General features: G+C 47.9%; 26 protein-coding genes, 2 tRNA genes and 2 pseudogenes. 11 read left to right on the forward strand and 19 right to left on the reverse strand.

Features of this window, described 5'->3' with window-relative positions; genetic code table 11:
- Positions 1-73: 73 nt before the first annotated feature.
- From IPG31_09745 to IPG31_09755, 3 genes and pseudogenes are all read left to right on the forward strand, one after another.
- Positions 74-783, forward strand: a pseudogene (locus IPG31_09745) (cytochrome C554).
- Between the two features lie 251 nt (positions 784-1,034).
- A pseudogene (locus IPG31_09750) lies at positions 1,035-1,739 on the forward strand (hypothetical protein).
- 259 nt (positions 1,740-1,998) lie between these two features.
- Positions 1,999-3,414, forward strand: coding sequence for a DEAD/DEAH box helicase (locus IPG31_09755; protein MBK6618615.1), 1,416 nt, complete (start codon positions 1,999-2,001; stop codon positions 3,412-3,414).
- A 7-nt stretch (positions 3,415-3,421) separates the two neighbouring features.
- Here IPG31_09755 and IPG31_09760 read toward each other — a convergent pair.
- From IPG31_09760 to IPG31_09780, 5 genes are all read right to left on the reverse strand, one after another.
- Positions 3,422-3,497: transfer RNA gene (locus IPG31_09760), tRNA-Arg, on the reverse strand.
- A gap of 176 nt (positions 3,498-3,673) precedes the next feature.
- A complete protein-coding gene (locus tag IPG31_09765; GenBank protein MBK6618616.1) occupies positions 3,674-4,618 on the reverse strand; it encodes an alpha-L-glutamate ligase-like protein in 945 nt (314 codons plus the stop codon).
- 4 nt (positions 4,619-4,622) lie between these two features.
- A complete protein-coding gene (locus IPG31_09770; GenBank protein MBK6618617.1) occupies positions 4,623-6,185 on the reverse strand; it encodes an inactive transglutaminase family protein in 1,563 nt (520 codons plus the stop codon).
- Positions 6,182-6,796, reverse strand: coding sequence for an ATP-dependent zinc protease (locus IPG31_09775; GenBank protein MBK6618618.1), 615 nt, complete (start codon positions 6,794-6,796; stop codon positions 6,182-6,184). Before IPG31_09775 ends, IPG31_09770 begins: the two co-directional genes overlap by 4 nt.
- Positions 6,797-6,858: 62 nt before the next feature.
- Positions 6,859-6,929 (reverse strand) — tRNA-Gly (locus IPG31_09780).
- A gap of 56 nt (positions 6,930-6,985) precedes the next feature.
- Between IPG31_09780 and thiS the strand changes: the two genes are divergently transcribed.
- The 5 genes from thiS (at position 6,986) to IPG31_09805 (ending at position 10,774) form a co-directional block, all read left to right on the forward strand.
- Positions 6,986-7,186, forward strand: a complete 201-nt coding sequence (thiS, locus tag IPG31_09785) for a sulfur carrier protein ThiS (protein ID MBK6618619.1) — start codon at positions 6,986-6,988, stop codon at positions 7,184-7,186.
- 79 nt (positions 7,187-7,265) lie between these two features.
- On the forward strand, positions 7,266-8,063 hold the full coding sequence (locus IPG31_09790) for a thiazole synthase (GenBank protein MBK6618620.1): 798 nt from the start codon (positions 7,266-7,268) through the stop codon (positions 8,061-8,063).
- 26 nt (positions 8,064-8,089) lie between these two features.
- Complete coding sequence (gene argF, locus IPG31_09795) at positions 8,090-9,010, forward strand: ornithine carbamoyltransferase (GenBank protein MBK6618621.1); 921 nt, start codon at positions 8,090-8,092, stop codon at positions 9,008-9,010.
- Between the two features lie 22 nt (positions 9,011-9,032).
- Positions 9,033-10,253, forward strand: coding sequence for an argininosuccinate synthase (locus IPG31_09800; GenBank protein ID MBK6618622.1), 1,221 nt, complete (start codon positions 9,033-9,035; stop codon positions 10,251-10,253).
- A gap of 35 nt (positions 10,254-10,288) precedes the next feature.
- Positions 10,289-10,774: a YajQ family cyclic di-GMP-binding protein gene (locus IPG31_09805; protein ID MBK6618623.1), complete on the forward strand. Its 486-nt coding sequence runs from the start codon at positions 10,289-10,291 to the stop codon at positions 10,772-10,774.
- Between the two features lie 6 nt (positions 10,775-10,780).
- Here IPG31_09805 and IPG31_09810 read toward each other — a convergent pair whose 3' ends face one another.
- From IPG31_09810 to IPG31_09840, 7 genes are all read right to left on the reverse strand, one after another.
- Complete coding sequence (locus IPG31_09810; GenBank protein ID MBK6618624.1) at positions 10,781-11,773, reverse strand: 2-hydroxyacid dehydrogenase; 993 nt, start codon at positions 11,771-11,773, stop codon at positions 10,781-10,783.
- Between the two features lie 57 nt (positions 11,774-11,830).
- Positions 11,831-12,127 (reverse strand): YggU family protein, encoded by a 297-nt coding sequence (locus tag IPG31_09815; GenBank protein ID MBK6618625.1) that lies wholly within the window; start codon positions 12,125-12,127, stop codon positions 11,831-11,833.
- Positions 12,118-12,675, reverse strand: coding sequence for a YggT family protein (locus IPG31_09820; GenBank protein MBK6618626.1), 558 nt, complete (start codon positions 12,673-12,675; stop codon positions 12,118-12,120). The genes IPG31_09815 and IPG31_09820 overlap by 10 nt, the downstream gene beginning before the upstream one ends.
- A gap of 41 nt (positions 12,676-12,716) precedes the next feature.
- The gene (locus IPG31_09825; GenBank protein ID MBK6618627.1) at positions 12,717-13,529 is read right to left on the reverse strand and encodes a pyrroline-5-carboxylate reductase; all 813 of its coding nucleotides are present in this window, start codon (positions 13,527-13,529) and stop codon (positions 12,717-12,719) included.
- Positions 13,530-13,584: 55 nt separating this feature from the next.
- Positions 13,585-13,800, reverse strand: a complete 216-nt coding sequence (locus IPG31_09830) for a DUF2905 domain-containing protein (protein ID MBK6618628.1) — start codon at positions 13,798-13,800, stop codon at positions 13,585-13,587.
- 10 nt (positions 13,801-13,810) lie between these two features.
- Positions 13,811-14,278 carry a hypothetical protein gene (locus IPG31_09835; GenBank protein MBK6618629.1) on the reverse strand — a complete coding sequence of 156 codons (468 nt, stop codon included), beginning with the start codon at positions 14,276-14,278 and terminating at the stop codon, positions 13,811-13,813.
- Positions 14,279-14,509: 231 nt separating this feature from the next.
- The gene (locus tag IPG31_09840) at positions 14,510-15,370 is read right to left on the reverse strand and encodes a hypothetical protein (protein MBK6618630.1); all 861 of its coding nucleotides are present in this window, start codon (positions 15,368-15,370) and stop codon (positions 14,510-14,512) included.
- 111 nt (positions 15,371-15,481) lie between these two features.
- Between IPG31_09840 and IPG31_09845 the strand changes: the two genes are divergently transcribed.
- Positions 15,482-16,087, forward strand: coding sequence for an SEL1-like repeat protein (locus IPG31_09845; GenBank protein MBK6618631.1), 606 nt, complete (start codon positions 15,482-15,484; stop codon positions 16,085-16,087).
- A 222-nt stretch (positions 16,088-16,309) separates the two neighbouring features.
- Here the strand turns inward: IPG31_09845 and argA are convergent, their stop codons facing one another.
- Both argA and IPG31_09855 read right to left on the reverse strand, forming a co-directional pair.
- Complete coding sequence (gene argA, locus IPG31_09850; GenBank protein MBK6618632.1) at positions 16,310-17,659, reverse strand: amino-acid N-acetyltransferase; 1,350 nt, start codon at positions 17,657-17,659, stop codon at positions 16,310-16,312.
- Positions 17,660-17,680: 21 nt separating this feature from the next.
- On the reverse strand, positions 17,681-18,430 hold the full coding sequence (locus IPG31_09855; GenBank protein MBK6618633.1) for a 16S rRNA (uracil(1498)-N(3))-methyltransferase: 750 nt from the start codon (positions 18,428-18,430) through the stop codon (positions 17,681-17,683).
- A gap of 182 nt (positions 18,431-18,612) precedes the next feature.
- On the opposite strand from IPG31_09855, the gene IPG31_09860 reads away from it, so the two are divergent.
- Positions 18,613-19,170 carry a thioredoxin family protein gene (locus IPG31_09860; GenBank protein ID MBK6618634.1) on the forward strand — a complete coding sequence of 186 codons (558 nt, stop codon included), beginning with the start codon at positions 18,613-18,615 and terminating at the stop codon, positions 19,168-19,170.
- A 2-nt stretch (positions 19,171-19,172) separates the two neighbouring features.
- Positions 19,173-19,958, forward strand: a complete 786-nt coding sequence (locus IPG31_09865) for an inositol monophosphatase family protein (GenBank protein MBK6618635.1) — start codon at positions 19,173-19,175, stop codon at positions 19,956-19,958.
- 203 nt (positions 19,959-20,161) lie between these two features.
- Here IPG31_09865 and IPG31_09870 read toward each other — a convergent pair whose 3' ends face one another.
- The 5 genes from IPG31_09870 to IPG31_09890 all read right to left on the reverse strand — a co-directional run bounded on the left by IPG31_09870 (position 20,162) and on the right by IPG31_09890 (position 24,609).
- On the reverse strand, positions 20,162-21,406 hold the full coding sequence (locus IPG31_09870) for a hypothetical protein (protein ID MBK6618636.1): 1,245 nt from the start codon (positions 21,404-21,406) through the stop codon (positions 20,162-20,164).
- Between the two features lie 83 nt (positions 21,407-21,489).
- On the reverse strand, positions 21,490-22,161 hold the full coding sequence (locus IPG31_09875) for a hypothetical protein (GenBank protein ID MBK6618637.1): 672 nt from the start codon (positions 22,159-22,161) through the stop codon (positions 21,490-21,492).
- 32 nt (positions 22,162-22,193) lie between these two features.
- Positions 22,194-22,733, reverse strand: coding sequence for an NUDIX hydrolase (locus IPG31_09880; protein MBK6618638.1), 540 nt, complete (start codon positions 22,731-22,733; stop codon positions 22,194-22,196).
- Complete coding sequence (locus tag IPG31_09885; protein MBK6618639.1) at positions 22,730-23,602, reverse strand: DUF2914 domain-containing protein; 873 nt, start codon at positions 23,600-23,602, stop codon at positions 22,730-22,732. The genes IPG31_09880 and IPG31_09885 overlap by 4 nt, the downstream gene beginning before the upstream one ends.
- 59 nt (positions 23,603-23,661) lie before the next feature.
- Positions 23,662-24,609, reverse strand: coding sequence for a DnaJ domain-containing protein (locus tag IPG31_09890; protein ID MBK6618640.1), 948 nt, complete (start codon positions 24,607-24,609; stop codon positions 23,662-23,664).
- Between the last annotated feature and the right edge of the window lie 9 nt (positions 24,610-24,618).

Consider the following 24,618-nt stretch of genomic DNA (forward strand, 5'->3'; position numbering starts at 1 on the left):
AGCCAGTTAGTCGCCCGAAAAACAGGCGACTAACTGGCGACTTGACCAACCGTCCCCCACAAAAGGAGAAACAATGAAACTCATCACTACCGCCAAACTGCTGGCGGTCGCGCTCATCACCCTGATAGCTGGCAACCTCATGGCAGCGGAAGCACCGTTTGAAGGCCGCAAGAAATGCAGCTCGTGCCACAAGGCGCAGGCGAAATCCTGGAACAGCACGGCGCATGCCAGTGCGATGAAATCACTAGAACCCAATGTCAAAAAGAAGCCAAGATCAAAGCCAAACTTGATCCGGCCAAAGACTACACCCAAGACAAAGACTGTGTAGGTTGCCATGTAGATGGTTTTAACAAAAAAGGCGGCTACAACATCGACGCCCCGAACAAAATGCTGGCAGCGGTTGGTTGTGAATCCTGCCATGGTGCTGGGCGACAATATCGTGGTGATCATCGCAAGGCGGGACAAACCTTTGAGAAATCCGGCAAGACCACTCCGCGTAAAACACTGGCGGACAAAGGACAGGACTTCCATTTTGAAGAAAGCTGCAATGCCTGCCACCTGAATTACGAAGGTTCTCCGTGGAAAGGTGCCAAACCGCCTTATACCCCGTTTACACCGGATGTGGACGCGAAATATACTTTTAAATTTGATGAAATGGTCAAAAACGAAAAAGCCATGCACGAACATTACAAACTGGATGGTGTTTTTAGCGGAGAGCCTAAATTCAAATATCACGACGAATTTCAGGCCAGTGCTAAAGAAACCAAAAAAGGAAAAGACTAATAATCAGTAGGTCAATTTAATTAATGAAATTTGCTCCTGCGAGGAAAACAGTTTTTCTGTTTTCCTCTGGTTATGCGGGTACATATATTTTATAAATTTTTATGCTTGAAGAGTTTTTTATTCAATATCGTAAGATTTATTTGCCGCCGATAAAAAAGAATCAAGTAAAGCTGATATGTTCTGAAACGAGCAGAGCTAATTTAGTGGTTTTTTTAACCGTCTGATAGGGCGGTTTTTTCATTTGTGGCGCTATGAATGTATTTAATCGTCTCCCGGAATCAAAGAATATCCATATACATTGTAAGCGGGATTATTTTATCGCCGGGCTCACCTTCTTTTGCGTAGCGATAAGTCTTGTGATAGACGCGCATGCAAGCTTAGCTTTTCAGAATTTTTTGGGTGTAGTAGCTTGGATTTTTTTATTTGGGCTTTTGCTGGGAGAAAATCGCGAGATACGAATGCAAGTGGCGATTGCCGTCACATTTGCTACGGCTGGCGAACATTTTGCATCAATTTATATGGGAGGGTACACCTACCGACTGGAAAACGTCCCGCTGTATATTCCTCCTGGACATGGTATGGTCTATCTAACCGCAGTTGCATTGGCGCGGTCTGGTTTTTTTCTTAACCATGCCAAAAAGATTGCGGTATTTGTGATTGTAGCCTGTGGTCTGTGGTCTGCTTGGGGAATCAGCGGAATTCCGGAACAGGGAGATGAGGTTGGTGCGCTGCTGTATATTGTTTTATTGATTTATTTGTTTAAAGGGAGATCGCCACTGGTTTATCTGGCGGCTTTTTTTATCACTACCTGGTTGGAGTTGATTGGAACAGCGGCAGGTACCTGGCGATGGGCGACTATCGAGCCCGTATTCAATTTATCACAAGGCAATCCTCCAAGCGGCGTAGCGGCTTGGTATTGTCTTGTAGATGCTGTTGCAATTGGTTGTGCACCAATCGCATTACAAGCCTTTCATAAATCTGGTTCAGCTTTCAAGCGATTGAAAGCTGCCGTACTCAATTTTAGGGCGATTCTGAGCAAAAATAAGGTTTGATTATCCTAGGTCAGGACTGTAGGGATAAATATTGGAAAAACTAGTTTGCTGGTTTTTAATATTCTAAAGATGTAAATCCCCAATATCCTTTTTGACAAAACGCCAGGCAAAATATATTAGAAAAAATTTAGAGGCTTACTATTGAAGATTAATCTTGTGATCTATGAGCAGTGAAATAACATTTGCGCAACTGGGTTTGTCCGTAGAAATTTTACAAGCAGTTGCTGATGAGGGTTATGTGACACCAACTGCTATCCAGGCCGAAGCAGTTCCTGTAATTTTAGCCGGTCGGGACGTGATGGCAAGCGCCCAAACAGGGACAGGTAAAACTGCCGGTTATACCCTACCATTACTTAATCAGTTGCAAGCGTTTGCAAACACGAGCGTATCACCAGCCAAACACCCTGTGCGCGCGCTAATCATGGCGCCAACCCGTGAGCTGGCCATCCAGATTGATGAAAGTGTTCGAAAGTATGGAAAATATCTTCCACTCAAAGTTGCGGCTATTTATGGGGGCGTTAGCATGCCGCCACAAACACAAATTTTACGTAATGGTGTCGAGATATTGGTCGCCACACCGGGACGATTGCTGGACCACGTCGAGCAAAAGGTAGTCAATTTTTCCAAAACTGAAATATTGGTATTGGATGAAGCAGACCGCATGCTAGATATGGGGTTTCTGCCTGATATCAAGCGCGTGATGGCATTGCTTCCTGGGCAACGCCAGAGTCTGCTGTTTTCAGCAACTTTCTCGGTAGAGATCAGAAAACTGGCAGATAGTTTGTTAAAGAACCCAATAAAAATTGAAGTTTCAAGAAAAAATACGGTAAATGAATCTATATCACATGTTGTGCATCTGGTTCGTTCGGCAGATAAACTTAAGTTGTTGGTTCATTTAATCAGGCAATCAGAATTAACACAAGCCTTAATATTTGTAAAAACCAAGCAGAGTGCTGGAAAACTGGCAACTTTGCTGGCGCAACATGACATATCCGCTTTGGCAATTCATGGTGACAAAAATCAACAGCAGCGTACCCAGGCACTCGAGGCTTTCAAGCTAGGCGAAATTGAGGCACTTGTTGCAACAGATGTGGCAGCTCGCGGTCTGGATATTGATAAACTTTCCCATGTTATCAATTTTGAATTACCCGGTACGCCAGAAGACTATATTCATCGAATAGGGCGAACTGGTCGTGCAGGCAGCAAAGGTAAGGCTATTTCGCTCGTTAGTGAGCATGAAAAGGAGCTTTTGGTCAATATAGAGCGATTATTGAATGCCAAACTTGAGCTAATGGACGTCCCCGGGTTTGTTGCAGATATTCCAGTGACTGGAAGTCCATTGCAGGGAAAGAAAATAGTCGCTCCCCACCATTCTCCTGCTCGCAAGCCATCACTACAATCGAAGCAGGATCCCATCTTTACGCAACCCTATACACCTGGTGGAATAGTTGCTCCAACAATTTCGGCGGAAGCTGGTGGAGATGATTCCTATAAATCAATCTTACCGTACAAAAAACAACAAGATACAGAATCACTTCCGGTGTTATTCAAGGTTCCGGTGAGAGATAAAAAAAGCTAAACTAAGTTGGTACCCTGGAGACGAATCGAACGTCCGACCTACCCCTTAGGAGGGGGTTGCTCTATCCCCTGAGCTACCAGGGCTTATACACTGATGCGTTACGGCTAATGTGTAACTGCCAGAAGAACTTTATTCTGAGAAATGCCGCAGCACAGCTGCAGAACCGCGAAAGATTGCCCTATTATGGGGGGGATTGTCAAATTTGCGTCTTTCCCAATTCAGTATTCGAATGATATTTAAATTTTTCAAGGTGAGTGATCTATATTCTATGAAAAATTGCTTGTCCCAGTGCGGCGCGGTTCTGCGGGGAAACCGGGATCGTTTCAAGTTGCTCAACAGCTTGTAGCAACTTATTGAGTCCTTTAGCGTTGGCGATCTGAATCGATAATCCGGGTCGGGCATTTAATTCCAGCACCAGTGGTCCCAGATCGCGATCAAGCACAATATCGACACCGAGATACCCCAGGTCAACCAGATCATGACATTGTGCGGCCAAGGTCAATAGTTTTTGCCAGTGCGGTATTTGCACACCGCTGGTTGGTGCGCCGGTATCGGGATGGTGATCAGTGGGGAAGTTCTGCCAAACGGCGGAAGTCGTCCGTCCAGTGACGAGATCAACACCTGCACCAACGGCACCCTGGTGAAGATTTGCCTTTCCTTCGGACATGCGGGTTGGTAGTCGTACCATGGCCGTGATCGGCACACCTTTAAATACAATGGTACGAATATCAGGGACACCTTGGTAGGAAACGGCCTCGAATACCGGATCAAATTTTACACGATACTCGATCAGCGCCTGGTCTGGCTGTCCGCCCAGACTGTAAAGACCACTCAGAATATTGGAGAGGTGATAGGCAATATCATCTTGTGTCAACAGATTGCCATTGCTGAGACGGTAACGGTCGTAAAGTCGTCCAGTGACAACGCAGATACCGTTACCACCTGAACCATGCGCTGGTTTGATGACGAAGTCTTCGCGATTCTGAGTAATACTGGCAAAATTGGCAATGTCATGTTCGATTTCAATGACACCATAGAGCTCTGGTACAGCGATACCCGCTTTTTCCGCTAGAATTTTTGTCCGTAACTTGTCATCGACTAATGGGAAACGTGATCGTTGATTGTAAGCTGAAATATAGTCGGCATTGCGGCGGTTCATGCCAACGATGCCGGCTTTTTTGAGATTCAACCAGGTTCTTAGCATGAAATCAGCGCCTGGCCAGCGCGCGAAACCGCCACAGCTCTGTCAGACGGTAACCGGAATAGCGTCCGAGCAGAATGATGATCGCCAGCACTACAAGCAATAGCTCAGGAAATACAAAGAACATATATTGTAGTTCGTCAATATTCATGACGAGATAGCCTGCGATGGCAACAATCAAGCTGCCAAATACCTGCTTGAATGCTTCGGTAGGCCCGGCCTCTTCCCAGATCAGTGACATACGCTCTATCGTCATGGCCATAATGACCATCGGGAATAAGGCAACCGACAATCCCATTTCCAAACCCAGTCTGTGCATGATCACGCTGATACCAGCCATTAGTAATACGACCATGGTAAGCACAGCGGCCAGCCTGGGTACGAGCAGCAGCTTTAATTGCTCGACATAGGCGCGCAGCAGCATGCCGATACCAATAATGAGACTGAAGAGTATCAGACCCCAGAGTAGTTCGGTTTCGCGGAAAGCCAGTGCAATCAGCACAGGCATAAAGGTGCCAAAGGTTTTAATACCAATCAGATTACGCATTAAAACTACCATCAACGCACCTAATGGCACCATCAATAATACCTTGTAAACATTCTGACTGTGAACTGGCAGAGAATGCAGGGAAAATTCCATTAAATGCAGCCCCTTCTTTTCCGACATAATTTCCGCAATATCAAGTACTTCTCGCAAAGTTTTGCCAACCGAATATTTGATGCTGTACTCACTGGCACCTTCAATAGAAAAAATTTTGTCAGCATTTAGCTGCCAAACTACGAAATTATCTGGCAATCCTTCCTGACCATTGTGAATATTGAGTGTGCGCCACTGGGCGCCATCATAAACCTGTAGAAAAGATTCAAGCTCGGAATGCTCTTTGCCTTCTTCCAGACGTAAACCGCGGATGATCTGGGAAGGGATGCGCGCACCAGCGAGTATCCAGCCAATATTTTTAGCAAACTCACGTGGTCGGTCAATCTGCTTCAGGAGTGTTTTTAGTTCCGGTGTGGGTGTAGTTGAATTTAACTCTTCAATGACGCGTTGTGAGAAGGAAACGGTGTCAGCTGATTGCTGCCGTGCCTTGTCAAGCAATCCTTCAATTACTGGCAGCAGCTTGGACGGATATTGCGGAATAGCGGGAAAAACAGGCGTTGAAGCTGATGAAGTAGTCAGTTTGGAAATGGATTTATTATCACCCACGGAATTGCTTTCTTTCGCATCGATTAAAGCTGTCCGGAAGAACAGCAGCTGTTTTCCCTGTGCGCGCCGCTTGGCCCATAACGCTACACGGCCACGTTCATCCTGTTCGATTGCCAATCCATAATTGGCACTTGTGAAATCCTCGCTCAGGATGGTAAAACCCGGGGGATTCAGCGGCAGGGGTAATGACACCTTAATGGAACTTTCTGGCTTCGCGCGAAATGAAATACTGGTTTCGATGTTCCAGACTAACGCCTGTTCAGAGGCCATTAATGGCAGACCGATAACTGTAACCTTGTAATAAGCCAGTCCCAGACCCGTCACACACAGCAAGAGTGTGAGCAGTAATAAGTGCAGTCGTCTCATTCAACTGTTCCGGCATCAAGGGGGGTATTTTCGTTTACTCCCTTTTTCTTCTTTTTCTTCTTATGGCCACAGTCAGCTTTACTTAGAGAAGTTCGCGAAGAGTCGACCAGTGCGCGCATTGCCAGCACCCTACGCCCAAGCAAAACCGGATAATTCAATGCGCGACGATCAATCAGATTAAATTCAACTGTTCTCACTTCGTCGGCTAAACAGATATCCATATGAATGACCGGACGCTCCTGTAAGGGTCCATTATGCTGTTTTATTTTCCCGATGCGAATCACAGGACGTTCAATCTGTATGGATCGTTCCTTGCCAGCTGTGCTGAAATCAAAGATAAATCTGACCCATTGCGCACCATTTTTCTTGAATAATTCAATATCGTGCGCGCTGATTGAGGCAGTCTTGGCGCCCGTATCCAGCCTTGCCCGTGTTTTTACTCCCCAAGGCTCAATACGGACGTTTTCAACCCATCCCAGAACCGGTAATGGTGTCGTTGTATTGGAAACCTGTTCGGCAATCGCAAAGCCATGAGTCAGCATCGATAACAGCAACAATCCTGACAGCTTTATCAACAAATTCATCCATCGGGTGCAACAACAACTCAACATGGTATTCTCAAATTTTGAATGCAATCTCGTTTGATCGGCGAGCAGATGTAAAGATTCTGTTGAGCGGGTGAAGGGAATCGAACCCTCGTCTTAAGCTTGGGAAGCTTCTGCTCTCCCATTGAGCTACACCCGCATGCTAGAATACGAATCTTAACATTTGAAACATGGCACTTAAATTTTTTTTAGACTATGCAAATTGTCATTAATGGCCAGTCCCGGTGTTTTGACAATGTGGACAACGTTCAACAACTACTGGAGTCGCTATCGTTGCAGAACAAACGCATTGCTGTCGAATGCAATGGCGAGATTATTCCGCGAAGCACATTTTCCAGCCGAATACTCACTGACGGCGATCAGCTGGAAATTATTGTTGCGGTTGGTGGTGGCTGATATTGGGTATTTGGATTTACCGAAAATCTGTCCGGTTGTTTGTATTGCTATATCTTCACGCGCATAAAACTGATTATTCATGATCGATACAGACAACTTGTTGAGCATTGCCGGAAAAAGTTATCATTCCCGCCTGCTGGTGGGTACCGGAAAGTATCGGGATTTTACTGAAACGCTGGCGGCAGTGGAAGCTAGTGGTGCGCGAATTATTACGGTTGCTATCCGTCGCACCAATATTGGTCAACATCCCAATGAGCCTAATCTGCTGGACGTGCTTTCGCCGGAAAAATTCACCCTGCTTCCTAATACTGCAGGTTGCTACACCGCCATGGATGCAGTTCGCACATTACGTTTGGCGCGTGAGCTGCTTGATGGTCATTCGCTGGTAAAGCTTGAAGTACTCGGAGATCAGCAAACTCTGTTTCCAGACGTGGTGGCTACACTGGAAGCAGCAAAATTACTTGTCAAGGAAGGATTTCAGGTAATGGTTTATACCTCAGATGATCCGATTGTCGCCAGACAACTGGAAGATATCGGCTGTGTTGCCATTATGCCGCTCGCGTCATTGATTGGCTCGGGTATGGGGATTCTTAACCCCTGGAATTTACAGATTATTATCGAGAATGCACGCGTGCCGGTTTTGGTCGATGCAGGGGTTGGGACGGCATCAGATGCAGCGATTGCGATGGAACTTGGCTGCGATGGCGTTCTGATGAATACGGCAATTGCAGGCGCCCATAACCCAGTACTGATGGCGCAAGCCATGCGTAAGGCGGTAGAAGCCGGACGTGAAGCGTATCTGGCCGGGCGTATGCCCAGAAAAATTTACCAGGCAAGTCCAAGCTCTCCCGTGGAAGGCAGGATTGGGCATACCTGAAATCTCTATTCTTCAAACAATAATTAATGCGGATCAAACATTTCCTGCAATTCAATGATTTAACCCGAGCTGAATTCGAATATATTTTCGAGCGCACTCGCTGGATCAAAAACGAATTCAAACAGTATCGCCGCTATTGGCCGCTTGCAGATCGTACGCTCGCTATGATTTTCGACAAACAGTCGACCCGGACTCGGCTGTCATTCGAGGCAGGTATGCATCAGCTCGGTGGCAGCGCTATTTATCTCTCTACTCGCGATACCCAACTTGGTCGCGGTGAATCGGTGGAAGATGCCGCGCGAGTAGTGTCACGAATGGTGGATATTATTACCATCCGTACCTATGAACATTCCATTATCGAACGTTTTGCGCAGCATTCGCGTGTGCCCGTTATCAATGGCCTGACCGACGAATACCACCCTTGCCAGATTTTGGCTGATATTTTTACCTTTATGGAGCATCGTGGCGATATCTCCGGTAAAACAGTAGCGTGGATCGGAGATTCCAACAATGTGTGCAATACGTGGCTACAGGCGGCAGAAGTCTTTGATTTCAACGTACATGTAGCTACGCCACCTGGCTATGAAGTCGAGCCTGAGCGTGCGGGACTTTATGGAACTGATCACTATGAACAGTTTTCCTCTCCATTGGAGGCAGCCCGGGATGTGGATATGGTGACTACCGATGTTTGGACCAGTATGGGATTTGAAGATGAGACCGATCTGCGCAAAACCGACTTTGCTGATTTTCGTGTGGATGCCGAGATGATGGCTGTAGCAAAGCAAGATGCGCTCTTTATGCATTGTCTGCCCGCGCACCGAGGTGAGGAAGTCGATTCTGATGTGATTGATGGTCCGCAATCTGTAGTGTGGGACGAGGCGGAGAACCGTTTGCATACGCAGAAGGCGCTAATGGAGTACTTGTTGCTGGGTAATTTGAACGATTAGTCAATTTTGAAGGTTGCTTATTTTGAATAAGATTAAAAAAGTTGTACTGGCATTTTCTGGCGGACTGGATACTTCTGTCATTCTTAAATGGTTGCAGGATACCTATCAATGCGAGGTTGTTACCTTCACGGCGGATATCGGCCAGGGCGAGGAAATCGAACCGGCACGCGAGAAAGCTCGTAAGTTCGGGGTAAAAGAAATCTTTATCGAGGATCTGCGAGAAACCTTCGTTAAGGATTATGTGTTTCCCATGTTTCGTGCCAATGCGATCTATGAGGGGGAATACCTGCTGGGCACCAGTATCGCAAGGCCGTTGATTGCCAAACGGCAGGTCGAGATCGCGCGGCAGACTGGTGCGGATGCGGTATCTCACGGAGCAACGGGCAAGGGAAACGATCAGGTGCGCTTCGAGCTTGGTTATTATGCGTTGCAGCCGGATATGCATGTCATCGCGCCATGGCGCGAATGGGATTTGACCTCTCGGGAAAAACTGCTCACCTATGCGGAGAAACAGGGTATTCCAATTGAAATGAAACACCATACTGGTTCGCCGTACAGCATGGATGCGAATCTGTTGCATATTTCCTACGAAGGTCGCGCGCTGGAAGATCCGGCAGTAGCTCCGGAAGAGAGCATGTGGCGTTGGACGAAATCTATCGAAACAGCTGCTGATAGTCCAGAAAATATTGAACTTGAATATGAGCGTGGCGATATCGTTGCGTTGAATGGCGAGCGTTTATCACCGTCAGAGATACTGACCCGGTTAAACCAGATGGGTAGTAGACATGGAATTGGCAGGCTGGATCTGGTTGAAAATCGTTATGTTGGCATGAAATCACGGGGCTGCTATGAAACTCCCGGAGGCACGATCATGCTGCGCGCGCATCGCGCAATCGAATCCATTACATTGGATCGTGAAGTGGCGCATATCAAAGATGATTTGATGCCCCGTTACGCTGCCCTAATCTATAACGGTTACTGGTGGAGCCCAGAGTGTAAGCTTTTACAAACATTAATCGATGAGTCTCAGGCGGATGTCAATGGCTGGGTGCGACTTAAACTTTTCAAAGGCAATGTCATCGTGCTCGGACGCGATTCAAAAACAGATTCCCTGTTTGACCCGGATATCGCAACATTTGAGGAAGATGAAGGGGCCTACAATCAGGCGGATGCTGCTGGATTTATCAAACTGAACGCGCTCAGATTACGTATTTCCAGAAAACGGCTGGATAAGAAAAACTGATCAATCCAAACTTGTAATCAAAATCAGGAGCATACATGCCTTCATTTGATATTGTTTCAGAAGTCGATAAACAGGAAATACGTAACGCTGTCGACCAGATCAACAAGGAAGTTAGCACCCGTTTTGACTTCAAGGGATCGGATGCGCGAGTCGAGCAGACTGATTATGAGTTATTCATCTATGCAGATGACGAGTTTAAGCTTTCCCAGGTCATGGACATATTGATTGCCAAATTTACCAAACGTGAGATCGATGTGCGCAGTATTGAGCATGGAGATATCGAGAAAATTAGCGGCAATAAGGTGCGGCGTAAAACTACGATAAAAACGGGAGTAGCCAGTGATCTTGCAAAAAAAATCATCAAGCTCATCAAGGATAGCAAACTCAAAACTCAGGCAAGTATTCAGGGGGAAGTGGTACGTGTAACGGGTGCCAAGCGTGATGTGTTGCAGGAAGTTATTCAACTGGTGAAAAGCAGCATCACTGAACAGCCATTACAATTTCGCAATTTTCGTGACTGAGTTGTATTAATTTTGACCTGCCCGATCCTTCAGCGCATCGGTAATCTGGTTAAAATTGCGCCCCTGTTGGAAATTATCAATATTTTCTGCGACGAGCTCAAGCAGACGTTGCCTGGCTGACCGGCTTGCCCACGCAATATGGGGCGTGATGATCAGGTTTGAATGAGGATAAGTTAGAAGGGAGTGATTCGCTGTGGGTGGTTCCTTCTGTAGCACATCGATTGCTGCACCGGCAATCTGTCCGGTCTGCAAACTCCGCAATAGTGCGGTTTCATCGATGAGACCCCCGCGCGCAGTATTGATCAAATAGGCGGAAGGTCGCATCAATGCAAATTCCCGTTCACTGATCAGGTGATGTGTTTCGGGGAATAACGGGCAATGCAGGCTGATGAAATCCGCGAGGGCCAGCACTTCATCAAATGCCATTTTACCTGTGCGAATGGATGGGGTTGCCACGCCCTTGTGCTCCGCAATCAACACCTGCATGCCAAATGCTTCCGCTACACGTGCAACTGAGCGCCCAAGTTCGCCATAACCGATGATGCCCAGGGTTTTACCGGTCAGCTCTTCGATCGGATGGTCGAGACGACAGAAAAAACGGCTCGCCTGCCAGCCACCACTGTTGATCAGATGTTGATAATCAATGAAATGTCGGGTCAACGCCAGCATCAGCATAAAAACATGCTGTGTGACTGATTGTGTCGCATAACTACGCACGTTACATACCGCGACATTTCTTTCGGCAGCCGCAACCAGATCGATGTTGTTGTAACCCGTTGCCGATATGCAGACCAGCTTGAGTTTGTTCGCTGAAAAAATGGCATCCTGGTCAAGCGCGGTTTTGTTGGTCACAACAACTTCCGCTTCCTGTATTCGCTTGGCCAGCTGGTTGGAATCGGTATCACCATAAAAAATCCATGGAGACGTTACTTTTTCGAGTGCGGAACGATCGATATCTCCCCTTGTGACCGAATCAAAATCGAGAAAAACTGCGTGCATCACTAGCGCTCCGGGCAGAAAAAAATGGGAATAAAGCAGGTGTGATTGCTGGGGATGTCACGTCTCAAGCAGGCTTTCAGGGTTGCAACTGGTTTGCCTGATGCGAACCAATTTGTGGCGTGAGTGCGTACCACTCACCAATGAGACGTGTTTAAGCGGTACGGTGAAACGTTCGGCCAGAAATTTTGTTAGCAGCCCATTTGCCTTACCCTCAACGGGAAGTATAGCCAATTTAATTTTAAGCGCGTCACCGTGCAGTCCAACAATTTCAGTTTTTCTGGCGCCAGGTTGTACATGCAGTTGCAAAACCAGATCGCCGACAGGGTCAAAGTGGTACCAGTGGGTCAAAGCCATGATGCAATCTGGTATTGCAGGTTACCGATAAACATCAGCAGCACCTGTAACAGCAGAAGTGCAAATAAAGGTGATAAATCAACATTGGCAATCGGTGGGATGACCCGTCTGAATATGCCGAGCAAGGGTTGGGTGACACTTTCCAGTAGCGGCATCAATGGGTTTTGTGGATTGACCCATGACAAAACCGCTTGCATGATGATAGAGACCAGCAGGATCATCAGCGTCAATCTGGCGATGGCTACAAGTGCCAATAAACCTAATCCGAGCAAGCTATCCTCACTCTGTCCATGTAAAAAACTCAGTCCGAGGAGAAGAATGAACTGGGTAAGCCAGGCCAGGACGAGGGTCGAAAGATCCATACCGCGCCAGCCCGGAATCCAACGGCGCGCAGGGCGGACGATGAAATCGGTAACGGTGACGATAAATCGGGAGACAGGGTGATAATGTGGTATGCGCAGCCATTGCATGTAAAATCTCAGCAGCAAGGCCAGTGAAAATAAGCCTAGTAGATTATCAAGTAAAAACATTAAGATTTGATTGGGCATGGCTATTTTAGAGTGATTAAGTCAGAGATTGGTTGTGTACATCAAGATTGACCCAGGATATGGCCAATTTCCTGTGAGCGTTTGTATGCGGCTTCAATTGCAGTTGTCAGTGCGGATTTAACATTAGCCTTTTCCAAAGAGAGAATTGCCTGTTCGGTAGTGCCTCCGGGTGAGGTAACGCGAGCACGCAATGTACTGAAGGATTCATGGCTCTCCGCAGCCAACAGGGATGCACCAACAAAGGTTTCCAGCGAAAGCTGTCGTGCGGTTTCGGGAGACAACCCCAGTTCTGTTCCCGCTTGCTGCATGGCCTCCAGCAGATAAAACACATAGGCGGGACCACTGCCTGATATGGCCGTAACGGCATCCAGCTGAGCTTCATCGTCAAACCAGATCACGGAGCCAACCGCACCAAGAACATCAGCTGCCTGCAATTTTTGTGTAACACCCACACCTGGTAGCGCATACAAGCCGGTCATACCTTTTCCGATCAGGCAGGGAGTATTGGGCATAGCGCGTATGATACGCGGGTGGTTACCCATCCAGACACTTAAATCCGCTGCGCGAATACCGGCCGCGATTGAAATGACCAGTTTATCGTGCAATAGTGTGGCATTTTCAGTTGCCACGGTCCGCAGTTGCTGCGGTTTAACTGCCAATACACAGATTTCAGAATTTATGCCTGCCTCAATTACAGTAGGACTGGCGTGGATGCCAAACTGGTGCTGAAGTTGTGCGCGCCTGTCCGCATTAACTTCGGCAACGGTCACCATTTCAGGGGAAGATCCCCGTTGCAGCAAGCCGCCAATCATCGCGGCTGCCATGTTACCGCCGCCGATAAAGGTGATGTTCATGGAAAAACCAGAAGTTTCTGATGCGATATGTCAAACACCATCTTGGGTTAGCTAATTATTTTCTGAACAGATTGACAGCGATACTCAGCACAATACTAATCAGAATCATTGAGGTAATTGGGATAAAAATCCTGCCGCGCCCGGTTTCAATTCGAATATCGCCCGGTAATTTACCAAACCAGCTCAGCAGCCAGGGAGCAAAATGCAGTACGAACCCTAACGCCAATATTGCCGCGCCAGCGAACATCAGCCATCGCCCTGGTTGCTCCATGATCTCTCGTTTAGTAGACTGGAATGATAAAATTGAGCAGGATCAGTTCGTAACTCACTAGACACAGATAACCGGTCAATATGGCGTATAGTAGATTTTTGCAACGAAATCTGGCCATAATTTCAACTTCATGATGAATGACCAGAAAAACAGCGGCCAAGGATGTTAGCGCCAGTTTGAACATCACAAATTTAGAGGTGTTATCTTCAATCAGCACGGCCATGAATTCATTGAGCTCCATTCCGCCGCGAGCCAGAATATTGAGCGTCAGAAAGGCGTCGGTCGCGCTCAGTAGCACGATTGCCAGGCAACAAAAACCAATGTGCCAGGCGTAGTTATCAACATATGCAGCACTTGCTTCAGCACGTCGCACGTTACTACGTCTGCCGTTCTTGATTCCAAGCTGATAGGGACAGAAGAGACCAATCGGTGATCTTCTTTCCCATCCTCGTCGGTTGTTGACTCCTAAATCATTCATCACATCCAGACTCCTGGTTGGTTAAAAAAGCCTACCTGATACAAAGATATTCCGAGCTATTTTGGTAAAGGAGAAGTGTAAAACGGCGCATCTGATTTCGCAACTCAAATAAATCCGATGGATCTCATTCTGACAAAAAATAGAAACTGCCTGGTTCGGTTGCAAATGGACCACCACAATAAAGCCCCGGTTGCATAAAGCAATTGGGGCTTTATTGTGGTCACAGTTAACTTATTCACCAACACCTAAAGCGCCACCACGACCTAAACCCCCTTTAACTTCCTGTGCTTTATAGTTTTTAAGCGATTGCACCATCCCGTTGTAAGCATCAAAAAAAGCTGCTGCTACCGCAATACCTTCGGGTGTGCGGCTGTAAGCGCTGATACCTCCGCCGATAGCGCCACCGAATAGGCCGCTCCAGCCACCGAATGCGCCTGCTCCCGTGCGACTCATATTGTTGGCAGTAGAGCTACCTTGAGCAATGGCAATTTGAACTCTTGAACGAATATCGGTAAGCGTCAAGGCCACATCGGAAGTCCTGGTTCCCACTGATCCGGAAAGTGCACCAGCAGCACCGGCAATGCCGCCCAAACCCGCTGCACCCAGGCCGATATTTAATAAGGCGCCACCCACGCTAGCGGCACCACCACTGGTTGATTCATTATTAACAATAATTTGTGGTTCTAAAAAATAATCCGCAGCAACTTGCTGGCCTTTGTGTTGTTTGGAACCGGCGCGGACTTCACCAGAATTTCTTTGTTTATCCAGAATGCGATCCAGTTGTGCTTCGGTAGCCATGTTGCCAATAGAGGTAATCACAAAACAATTGGATTGCTGAACAGCAAGCCGGAGTAGTGGATCGACAGTGGTAACGCCATGCGCACCAGTGATTCGACCATCGCTTACAGCAAGAGTGCCAAGTGGCGTGGCGCAGCGTTCCAGTGATTTGTTGGCATTTACGCTGGTCCCGCCGCCCGCTGATCCCGATATTAAATTACTGCTGCCGCCGGTCTGCACACCGGGTTGAACACAGCCGTTCAGTATAAGTACGGAAATTAAAGCAGACAATTGCCTAAATGGTTTGATGACCATAAACACACCTCATGAGAAAAAGTTATCGTTTTGATTTAATATGCTCAACGTCCATGTCAAACTGGATGAATAATGCATAATAATTGAACAAGGTTATAGGGGAATTTACTTGTGAAGTCTAAACAGCTACTAACAAAATTGTTGCCAGTGTTTCTGACGTTATTACTGCTGTCCGCCTGTGCTCATGAAAAGCCCAGGCCGGAAACCATCACTATTTGTGACGATCAGGGTTGTAATGAACGACCGAAAAATTATACCTCATTCAAACCTGAAGACATGAATTCACCCGAAGAAATTAAGATCCAAGCCTTGGAAAAAATAGCCGCAACCGATTCGCGTGCTGCTTATGATCTTGCGCTGCGTTTTTTTAGAGGTGATGGCGTGCGTCAAGATAGTTACAAATCGATTAAATGGATGCGAGAAGCTGCTGAGAGAGGTGATTTTGAGGCTCAAAAAGCATTAGGGCGAGTCTATCTGACCGGACTAGGTGAAATGGGTGCCGATTACGGAGAAGCGCAAAAGTGGCTCAATATGACTGCCGGTCAGGGGGATAAAGAAGCCCTGGAATTGTTGAAAATAGCAAATGAGGCGCGAAAATCAGAACTGGATGATTTTCAATGGCGTAAACACTGGCAGCAAATGTTTTATAACAATTGGTATTCAGGTTATTCATATCGTTGGCATTGGCGAAATAGCGGCTGGCATTACAATTATTAAAATTTATCTTCATAGAATTACGGAATTACGGTGGAATTACGGTGACGGTTTACTAAATACACTTAACCTGAAATCAGATGCCTTTGCCCCACTGAAGGACAGAAATGAATTAACGTCCAACAAAGCGCTCCAGCGATGCCAGGAAAGGGTGCCGTTGATCTGCGGGGTCTTTTATGGAGCTGATATGATGGCTAAGCCAGGATGTGCTGATGAATATCAGGGTTATTTTGGTTGATTTTCAGTCAGCGTTTTCTGAAATACTTTGGAACGTCGCTGATAGTTATAAAGTTGTTGCCTGGGATGTGGAAGCTGATCGAGTGTGGCGGGATTAAAACCGCGTTCCAGAAACCAGTGGGCGGTACGGGTTGTCAGGACGAATAGCCGGTTGAATCCCTTTTGCCTGGCATGCTGTTCAAGGTAGTCGATCAACGTGCGCCCGATGCCAGTTTTGCGATGGTCGGGGTGTACCGCAAGGCAGGCGAGCTCACAGGCGGATTCATCGGGAAAAGGGTAAAGTGCAGCGCAGGCAATAATCATCTGGTCATGCTCCAGAACCATGAAATAGTCAATTTCCATTTCCAGCAATTCACGACTGCGCCGTACCAGAATGCCGCTGTTCTCCAGTGGCTCGATCAGTTGCAAAATGGCACCAATATCTTCAATTTTTGCCTGCCGGATAACCTGTAGCGGATCGCGCGCGATCATGCTGCCTACTCCCTCGTGGCTGAAAAGTTCGAGCAGCAGGGCACCATCGACATGGTGGCTAATGAGATGTGCGCGTGCCACGCCGCGTTCACAAGCTTGTAGCGCCCAGGGGAGATAGAGCAGGGTATCTTCATCCGGATACCCGGATTCTATCGCCTGTTTTAGCCAGACTTTTCCCTGCTTGACGGTTAGTTCATGTAACAGGAATTCTTCCGGTTCTAATAACTGACAGACCCCCGGTTTGTTCATCAAAAAAATAAGCTTATTTGCCTGCAAGGCAATGGCCACTTCTGCAGCGATATTTTCCAGGGTCAGATTAAAAATCTCGCCAGTCGGTGAATAGCCAAGCGACGAGAGTAATACCACATTGCCTTGTGCCAATTGTTCATGAATCGCGCCGGCATCGATGCGACGAACCTCTCCGGTATATTGCAGATCAATGCCGTCAACTACTCCGACAGGACGAGCAGTGACAAAATTTCCGCTGACTACTTTGATGGCGGCATGGGCCATTGGGGAGTTAGGCAACCCCATGGACAGCCGCGCTTCTATTTCGCTACGAACGCGACCGACGGCTTCCTTGACGTATTGCAGTGTATTTGCGTCGGTGACGCGCATTCCCTGCACATAAGCAATTTCATGCGCATCAGTCTGCAGGCGGGATTCAATCTGAGTGCGTGCACCATGAACCAGTACCAGACGAATGCCAAGGCTGGCGAGCAGGTTGAAATCATGAACCAGCGCCACAAATTTTTCATCAACGACGACTTCGCCACCAAAGGCGATCACAAAGATTTTGTTGCGAAAAAGTTGAATGTAAGGTGTAACCGCACGAAACCAGGTGATGAAATTCGTATCTATTTGCATGTCAATTATTTTGAAGTTTATTCAATAGTCGCCCCAGTGGGATTGCATAGCGGCAATAGCAGCCAGAGCGGCGGTTTCAGTACGCAAAATTCTTTTGCCCAGCTGAATGGCGGAAAATTCAGCCAGGTTGGCCGCTTTACTTTCTTCGACGGTAAATCCGCCTTCCGGGCCGACTAAAATTGTTGTGCATTCACCGTCACCGGGTGCAGTTAACTGTGCCAGGCGCAAGTTGGCTGTAGGAGATAGAATCAGGCTATGACTGCCTGATGACTTGGGTTGTTTGAGTTTTTGTTCCAGCCATTCGGTCAGCATCAATAAGGGCAATAACTGGGGAATGGTGTTGCGACCGCATTGCTCGCAGGCCGAGATAATTACGCGTTTCCAGTGATTCTGCCGTTTCTCCGCCCGCTCACCACTCAATCGTATGACGCTACGTTGAGTCTGTAGCGGCTGAATATGCGTCACACCCAGCTCAACCGCTTTCTGGATAACCCAATCCATCTTTTCATTGGCACAAACTGCCTGCGCCAATTGAATCGACAAGGATGATTCTCGCTCAATATCGTGAAAACAGCTGATCTGCACCTGGCACTGCAATTTCTTGATTTGTGACAGCTCTCCCGAAAACTCGCCACCCGCGCCATTGAACAACGTAACCTGATCCCCGATTTTCAGGCGTAATACCTGGGCAGCATGATGGCTGTTGTCATGATCAAGAACAACGGTTGTGCCAGCCGATATGGATTCGTGATGATAGAAGCGTGCTAGCAAGGGCAACCACTGCTTTTAGTCGCGCAGCTCAAAAAGATTGATAACATTTCCATGCTACCATTATATGCAGGACGCAAGAAGTTTTTGGTGGTCTGCCCGGTATTTGTATTTATCGAAGATGTTATGCCAATTTTGATAAAGCATAGCGGGCAGCACTTAATGGAAAGGGAGCAATAAATAATATGGCAAGTCTGGAAACCCCCGTTTGTGATTTTGACTGGAAGGCGGTGGATTTTGATCTTCCTGGTGTGGATGGCAAACGTTATAACCTGGCATCAGCACAAGGGAAGAATGGATTGCTGGTGATGTTCATCTGTAATCATTGCCCTTATGTAAAGGCGATCCGTGACCGGATTATTCGTGATGTCAAAGAATTGGCAGAATACGGGATCGGGAGTATTGCGGTCATGTCAAATGATCCTGCGGATTATCCGGAGGACTCATTCGATAATATGACCAGAATCGCGAGAGAATACGCCTATCCGTTTCCTTATGTCTGGGATGAAACACAAGCCATTGCCAAAGCATACGGTGCGGTGTGCACCCCTGATTTTTTTGGATTCAATAATCAGCTTGCGCTGCAATATCGTGGTCGCCTGGACGCTTCCCGCAAGGCCGCAGGTCCGGTTGACCTGCGGCGTGATTTGTTCGAGGCAATGGTGCAGGTTGCCCAAACAGGTCACGGACCACAAGAGCAAATACCCGGCATGGGTTGTTCTATCAAGTGGCGGGTTGATTGAGCTTGCTGGAGCAGATGGTCGCTGCCGTAAAAATGGTGGCGCATGAAGAAATCATGCCGCGTTATTTGCGGGTGGAGCGTATCTACAAAAGTGACGGCAGTTTCTATACTGTTGCGGATACGGCGGCACAGAACAGCCTGGCGGAAAAGTTGCGTGTGATTTTTCCCGCTGCGGTGGTGGCGGAGGAAATGGCGGACGCAGTGCAGCTTGAGCAGTGGGAGGCAGGACATTCAGGATTGTGGTGTATTGATCCGATCGATGGAACATCCAATTTCATGAATGGCTTGCCTTATTTTGCAGTTTCTGTTGCGTTCATGCGTAATGGCAGAAGTGAACTTGGTGTGGTGTATAACCCCGCGACCAATGAATGTTTTTATGCTGAACGGGGCAAAGGTGCGTATCTCAACGGTCAGGCATTACCTCTATCCAGACGTCAGATTTCGCTGCAACGTGCAATTGCCAATGTCGACCTCAAGCGACTGGATCGGCAATTGGCCGGTGCAATTGCCGCTTCCCCGCCCTATGCTTCGCAACGGAATTATGGCGCTTGCACATTGGAGTGGTGCTACACCGCTGCCGGTTATTTTGATTTATACCTGCATGGCGGCCAGAAACCCTGGGATTATGCTGCCGGCTGCCTGATTCTCGAAGAAGCCGGTGGTTATCGGTGCACGCTGGTAAGTGATGACTACTGGTCTGGTCATACCTGGCGCCGTTCTGTTATTGCTGCGCTCAATGAAACACTATTTGAGCAATGGCGCGACTGGGTGCGATCACATACCTGTTGACTTCGGTGGCGCTTCCTTCTTGGGTTTCTTTGCTTCCTTGTTTTTGCGTTGTTGCCCTTTAGCCATGAATATTCTCCTCCTATAAAGGCACACCTTATCATAATCCCCTGAATGAAAAGCAGGATTTTTCAGCCTTAGCCAGATGGAATGGGTGCATCAGTTTGCGTATCAGTTATCACTGATACGCAAATCGGTGGGAAACTTCATGGAATGATGTCGATAGTGATGCCGCTAGTAAAGCTGGAATCAAATATCCCATCTTGATTATTGTCAACTGCAAATGTTAGCCTGTATTCCCCTAACGGTAATCCGTTTGCCGGGATATTGAATACGGGGAAGCGATTAAGTGAAATCAGCATTCCGCCATAGGCGCGAATCGGCAGGTCTGATCGAACAAACTCCAGCTGTTCATTTAGCCAATACTCCCCGACTGGAGTTTCGGCACGTAACCAGTAATCGGCGGGGGATTGTTCATGGATGCCCGGCAAAAGCGAAACATCGATCAACAGTTGATCGATTTGCCTTACCGAAACGCTATTATTGCTATTATTGGCGGTTATCGTCAGTCCTGGTTTCGTATTAGGCGTGGTATTGAAAAACCACTTAACATTGTTATTAAAGTAAACATTGGCTTGTCTGATAACGAAGTGGCCCGGTCTTAACTCGGTGGCGTTGATTTCACAAGAGGCAAAGCCCGTTGAGTTAAAACTGATCACAATATCCGCGTTATTGGTTACACCAGCAAATTCAAGTGCAAGTGTGTAGTCATCACCTGTTCCAGCCGTTTTATCAAAACCACTCATGGCCAGACGCAGGGTCGCGCTGTCATCCATGCTCAGCGCTCTGCGGGTCTCCCCCGCCGAGATACCTTGTTGCATCACGGCTTCTGAATTTCCGAAGCCTAGCAGTTGAGCGGTTTCCAGGCTGGCATTGGCTGCAAACAGGTGGCCTGGGGGTAGATTCTGCAGATCCCGGCTGTACGTGGTGCTATCTACTATCGAAGCATGGGTGAAAGGATGGTTGCTTTCCCGGTGGAACCAGAACAGATTGATATCATCGTCACGCTGGTCGTCATCGGATCCAATGACACCATCGAGCCCGGGATGTAAATCAAACCGGTTATTCGTGCCTCGCATGGTTTTGGTGTAATCCCGGTCAGATCCACTCAAACCCGACTCCGAAGACAGGGTGGGGTGGTTAAGGCCGATGCAATGTCCTAGCTCATGCAGTAACACGGATTCAAAATCAAATTGGTCATTCGGTACGTCATGGCTGGTCTTGATGACGTTGCCAGGTAGGGGTTTCAGGTTATTCCAGGTATGAATGGCATTGAGTGTAGGAATGGCCATTTCGGGTGAAGCAATACCCACCGAGACGGAGAGTTCACCCCCTTTTCCGCTGTAACCGGTCGGGTGAGTAATCGTATTGGCAGACTGGTCGCTCAGCATGAAAACTCCAGCCTGTGCCGGAATCAAGACTAGCAGATTTGCTGTGACCGCCAGCTTTATTAGGAACTGTTTATGCATGCTTGTTACGGAATTTTACTGAGTTGATCGCTGCGCATGATGGCATCAAGTTGCTCGCAAATCTCGTAAAGCAACTGAATTTCGGCAACTGTTGTATAGCGCATTGCGTCAGTTTTCAGTCCGTACCACGAAATCGTCTTTTTCTCATCAGGCTTGCCCGGAATGGCGGTTGAATGCGGGGATCCCCGATTGGGATAAAATTCCACCACAGCGGTCACCTCGTCAGATTTCCCTTGCCTTATCGAAGGTCGTTCGCTTCTGCTGCGTTCCTGAAAATACATTTCGTTGCGAATTTTCTGTGAATCGAATTGCAACAGACGTGGGTCTATGAGTTTCTGCCAAAGTTTTTCCAAACCGGCCGAACTCAAATGAGCGACATAGGTTCCTTCCTGTTTCATGTAAGCGGGATAAAACACGCGAATATAACCGTCCTGATAGATTGTTAGCGATGGATTGGTCATTCCCTCCCGCAGTCCGCCGTGCAGAGGTTCATAGTGAAGGAGTAAAGCAGACTGAGCGGGTTCGCTGGCCTGATTCGCTGGTGATATTTCCAGTAGTATGTCAACCGAGGTGGAAGCAGTCTGGTCGGCGGTCAATCCGGCTAGTGAGGGGGTACTGAGGAACCACAACAGCAAGCAAATCGGCCAGAAGTTAAAACCAGGTAATCTATTTTTCATGACAGGAACCCTCGTAACTGGACAATGGTAAGTCAAATCGGATTGTGATCGATCTGTCCTGTATGAAAGACAGGTTGACTGGTGCGGCGTTCCGCCAGAAAACGTTCAAGTGGAATGCGGATGACCTGAAAAGCGATTTCATCCCATGGAATATCACGTTCCTCAAACAGGCTGACTTCCAGACTTTCGATTCCTGGCGAAAAGTCCAGATCAAGCAGCTTTGCACGAAATAACAGATAAACCTGGCTGATGTGCGGCAGGCTATAAGCAGCATAAAGATCGAGAATTTCCACGCGGGCGTTTGCTTCTTCCAGCGTTTCACGCGCAGCACCTTGTGCCAGGGTTTCATTATTTTCCATGAAGCCCGCAGGTAGTGTCCATTTACCCTTGCGCGGCTCGATTGCCCGCCGGCACAGCAGTATGCGATTTTCCCATTCCGGTATGCAGCCCACTACCATTTTGGGATTCTGATAATGAATGGATTGACAATTCAAGCAGACAAAGCGAGGCAGTGTGTCGCCTTCCGGTATGCGGAGTGTGACTTCATTAGCGCAATGGCTGCAATACTTCACGGTGTCGCCTCGAACGGAAATTCTGCCAGCAGATTGCCGGATGAGTCTTGGGCGGTGACCCGCCATTTTCCCAGGCGTCTGGCATTCAGAGTTTTGCTGGAATAAGTCCGCCAGTCATTGTTTCCTACTGGCAGCAGCACTTGTGCGATCGACTGCTCCTGAAAAAACCAGTTGATCCGGATAGTCTCATTTTTCAGATTATGCAAGTGCAGGAATAAATAGACTGGCCGACTCGATCGGCCTGCCAGCGATATCTGTTTGATATCGTCTACAGGCTCACGCTGGCTGATGGCAGAGGTCAGTTGCGCACGAAAAACCTGGTCTGTAACCGAGTGTGGGTTGAACGCGTGATCCACTTCCAGCTCTGCAGAATTATCTGAAGAAGATATGGGTTTTACTGTGGGTGTTGGCTGAGGTATGGGAGTGGCTGCGATCTCAGCTTCCCGCGTAGTTAATACCGCTTCATGATCCGGTGGTGCAATATCAGTCATATCAGTCACATCAGCAACCGTGACAGCGTCAGTTTCGTGGGTTGGCGCGGCCCCCAGCAGCCTGGCTGACTCAGATAATCTGGTGTCATGTTCAATCTGTGCTGTGGTTGGCATCTCGGATAAGGAGGATGATTCCGGTAAAGATCGCTGAGGATCAATCTCATCAGTTACCCACACAGCAGAAATAAGCCAGATCAGCCCCGCGAGGGCTGGCAGCAATATACATGCAGCCAGAAAAAGCTTTCGCCGATCGTAAATCTGCTCATCGTCAGCGGGAAGATTGCTGTCAGCTTCTGATTCCGGGTCAGGCAGATCGGATGCCGCTCGCTGGACGGATGGGTCAAGCTGGATACGGATTTTAATTTGGGTATTGGTCATGGTTGATACATCCTGACAGTACTAATGGATAGAGGTAACCGGTAAACAACCCATTCCACTTAGCCATTGAGTTTTGCGCGTGGATTGAATGCCATTTTTTGCCTCATTTCCTGATAGATGGCTTTTGCCTGTTCATTTTCTGCGGGTGGCAGCACAACTTTCAATGTGACATAAAGATCGCCTGGCGCGGCTCCTGGAATACCGCGTTCCTTAAGTCTTAGTTTTTGACCAGACTGGGAGTTAGCCGGTATTCTGAGATCTACGCTGCCCTGCGGGGTGGGAACCTGGACAACTTCTCCCAGTGCGGCTTCCCATGGGGCAACGGGCAATTCCATTGAGATATCCTTACCGTTTACTTTATACAATGGATGGGGTTTGAACATCACTTCCAGGTAAAGATCACCCGCCTTACCCTGCCCTTGCCCGGCGCTTCCCTGGCCAGCCAGGCGAATATGCTGTCCCTGAAGGATGCCCTTGGGGATACGCACATTCAGAGTCCGTTCCTTGATTTGCGGTCTGCCATCTGACCCCAGTTCGGTATGCTGGAGCATTAGACTGCGAACGCCACCTAGAAAAATATCCTCGAGGTCAATAGAAATTTTGGCATGGGAATCCTGTCCTTTCAGATCAAAACCATGCGCCTGGCCTGGTCTGCCTGATTGATGTCTTTTTCCAAACAGGCTTTCAAAGAAACTACTGAATTGCGAGGCATCTGTTTGAGAAAAGGGTCTGCCATGGAATTCAAATCCCTGATCCCATTCTGGTGGTGGTTGAAATTCCTGCCCGCTTTTCCAACGCTCACCCAGCCGGTTGTAGGCAGCGCGTTTTTCAGGATCTTTGAGCACCTCATAGGCTTCGCCAATTTCCTTGAAATGTGCTTCCGCACCAGGTTCCTTACTGACATCCGGATGGTATTGACGTGCCAGTTTGCGGTAGGCCTGCTTGATTTCTGCCTGCGTGGCATCTCGCGCCACCCCCATGATCTGGTAATAATCTTTATATTCCATCAAACGCTA

Source organism: Nitrosomonas sp., from assembly GCA_016703745.1.
GTDB lineage: Bacteria > Pseudomonadota > Gammaproteobacteria > Burkholderiales > Nitrosomonadaceae > Nitrosomonas.

Excerpts from the sequence above, each read along its gene's own strand:
- argA (MBK6618632.1), bottom strand. The coding sequence starts at position 17,659 with ATGCAAATAGATACGAATTTCATCACCTGGTTTCGTGCGGTTACACCT.
- IPG31_09860 (MBK6618634.1), top strand. The coding sequence starts at position 18,613 with ATGGCAAGTCTGGAAACCCCCGTTTGTGATTTTGACTGGAAGGCGGTG.
- argF (MBK6618621.1), top strand. The coding sequence starts at position 8,090 with ATGCGGATCAAACATTTCCTGCAATTCAATGATTTAACCCGAGCTGAA.
- IPG31_09755 (MBK6618615.1), top strand. The coding sequence starts at position 1,999 with ATGAGCAGTGAAATAACATTTGCGCAACTGGGTTTGTCCGTAGAAATT.
- IPG31_09840 (MBK6618630.1), bottom strand. The coding sequence starts at position 15,370 with ATGGTCATCAAACCATTTAGGCAATTGTCTGCTTTAATTTCCGTACTT.
- thiS (MBK6618619.1), top strand. The coding sequence starts at position 6,986 with ATGCAAATTGTCATTAATGGCCAGTCCCGGTGTTTTGACAATGTGGAC.
- IPG31_09790 (MBK6618620.1), top strand. The coding sequence starts at position 7,266 with ATGATCGATACAGACAACTTGTTGAGCATTGCCGGAAAAAGTTATCAT.
- IPG31_09885 (MBK6618639.1), bottom strand. The coding sequence starts at position 23,602 with ATGACCAATACCCAAATTAAAATCCGTATCCAGCTTGACCCATCCGTC.
- IPG31_09890 (MBK6618640.1), bottom strand. The coding sequence starts at position 24,609 with ATGGAATATAAAGATTATTACCAGATCATGGGGGTGGCGCGAGATGCC.
- IPG31_09770 (MBK6618617.1), bottom strand. The coding sequence starts at position 6,185 with ATGAGACGACTGCACTTATTACTGCTCACACTCTTGCTGTGTGTGACG.
- IPG31_09810 (MBK6618624.1), bottom strand. The coding sequence starts at position 11,773 with ATGCACGCAGTTTTTCTCGATTTTGATTCGGTCACAAGGGGAGATATC.
- IPG31_09775 (MBK6618618.1), bottom strand. The coding sequence starts at position 6,796 with ATGTTGAGTTGTTGTTGCACCCGATGGATGAATTTGTTGATAAAGCTG.
- IPG31_09835 (MBK6618629.1), bottom strand. The coding sequence starts at position 14,278 with ATGAATGATTTAGGAGTCAACAACCGACGAGGATGGGAAAGAAGATCA.
- IPG31_09870 (MBK6618636.1), bottom strand. The coding sequence starts at position 21,406 with ATGCTGAGCGACCAGTCTGCCAATACGATTACTCACCCGACCGGTTAC.
- IPG31_09820 (MBK6618626.1), bottom strand. The coding sequence starts at position 12,675 with ATGCCCAATCAAATCTTAATGTTTTTACTTGATAATCTACTAGGCTTA.
- IPG31_09765 (MBK6618616.1), bottom strand. The coding sequence starts at position 4,618 with ATGCTAAGAACCTGGTTGAATCTCAAAAAAGCCGGCATCGTTGGCATG.
- IPG31_09875 (MBK6618637.1), bottom strand. The coding sequence starts at position 22,161 with ATGAAAAATAGATTACCTGGTTTTAACTTCTGGCCGATTTGCTTGCTG.
- IPG31_09825 (MBK6618627.1), bottom strand. The coding sequence starts at position 13,529 with ATGAACATCACCTTTATCGGCGGCGGTAACATGGCAGCCGCGATGATT.
- IPG31_09805 (MBK6618623.1), top strand. The coding sequence starts at position 10,289 with ATGCCTTCATTTGATATTGTTTCAGAAGTCGATAAACAGGAAATACGT.
- IPG31_09830 (MBK6618628.1), bottom strand. The coding sequence starts at position 13,800 with ATGGAGCAACCAGGGCGATGGCTGATGTTCGCTGGCGCGGCAATATTG.
- IPG31_09815 (MBK6618625.1), bottom strand. The coding sequence starts at position 12,127 with ATGGCTTTGACCCACTGGTACCACTTTGACCCTGTCGGCGATCTGGTT.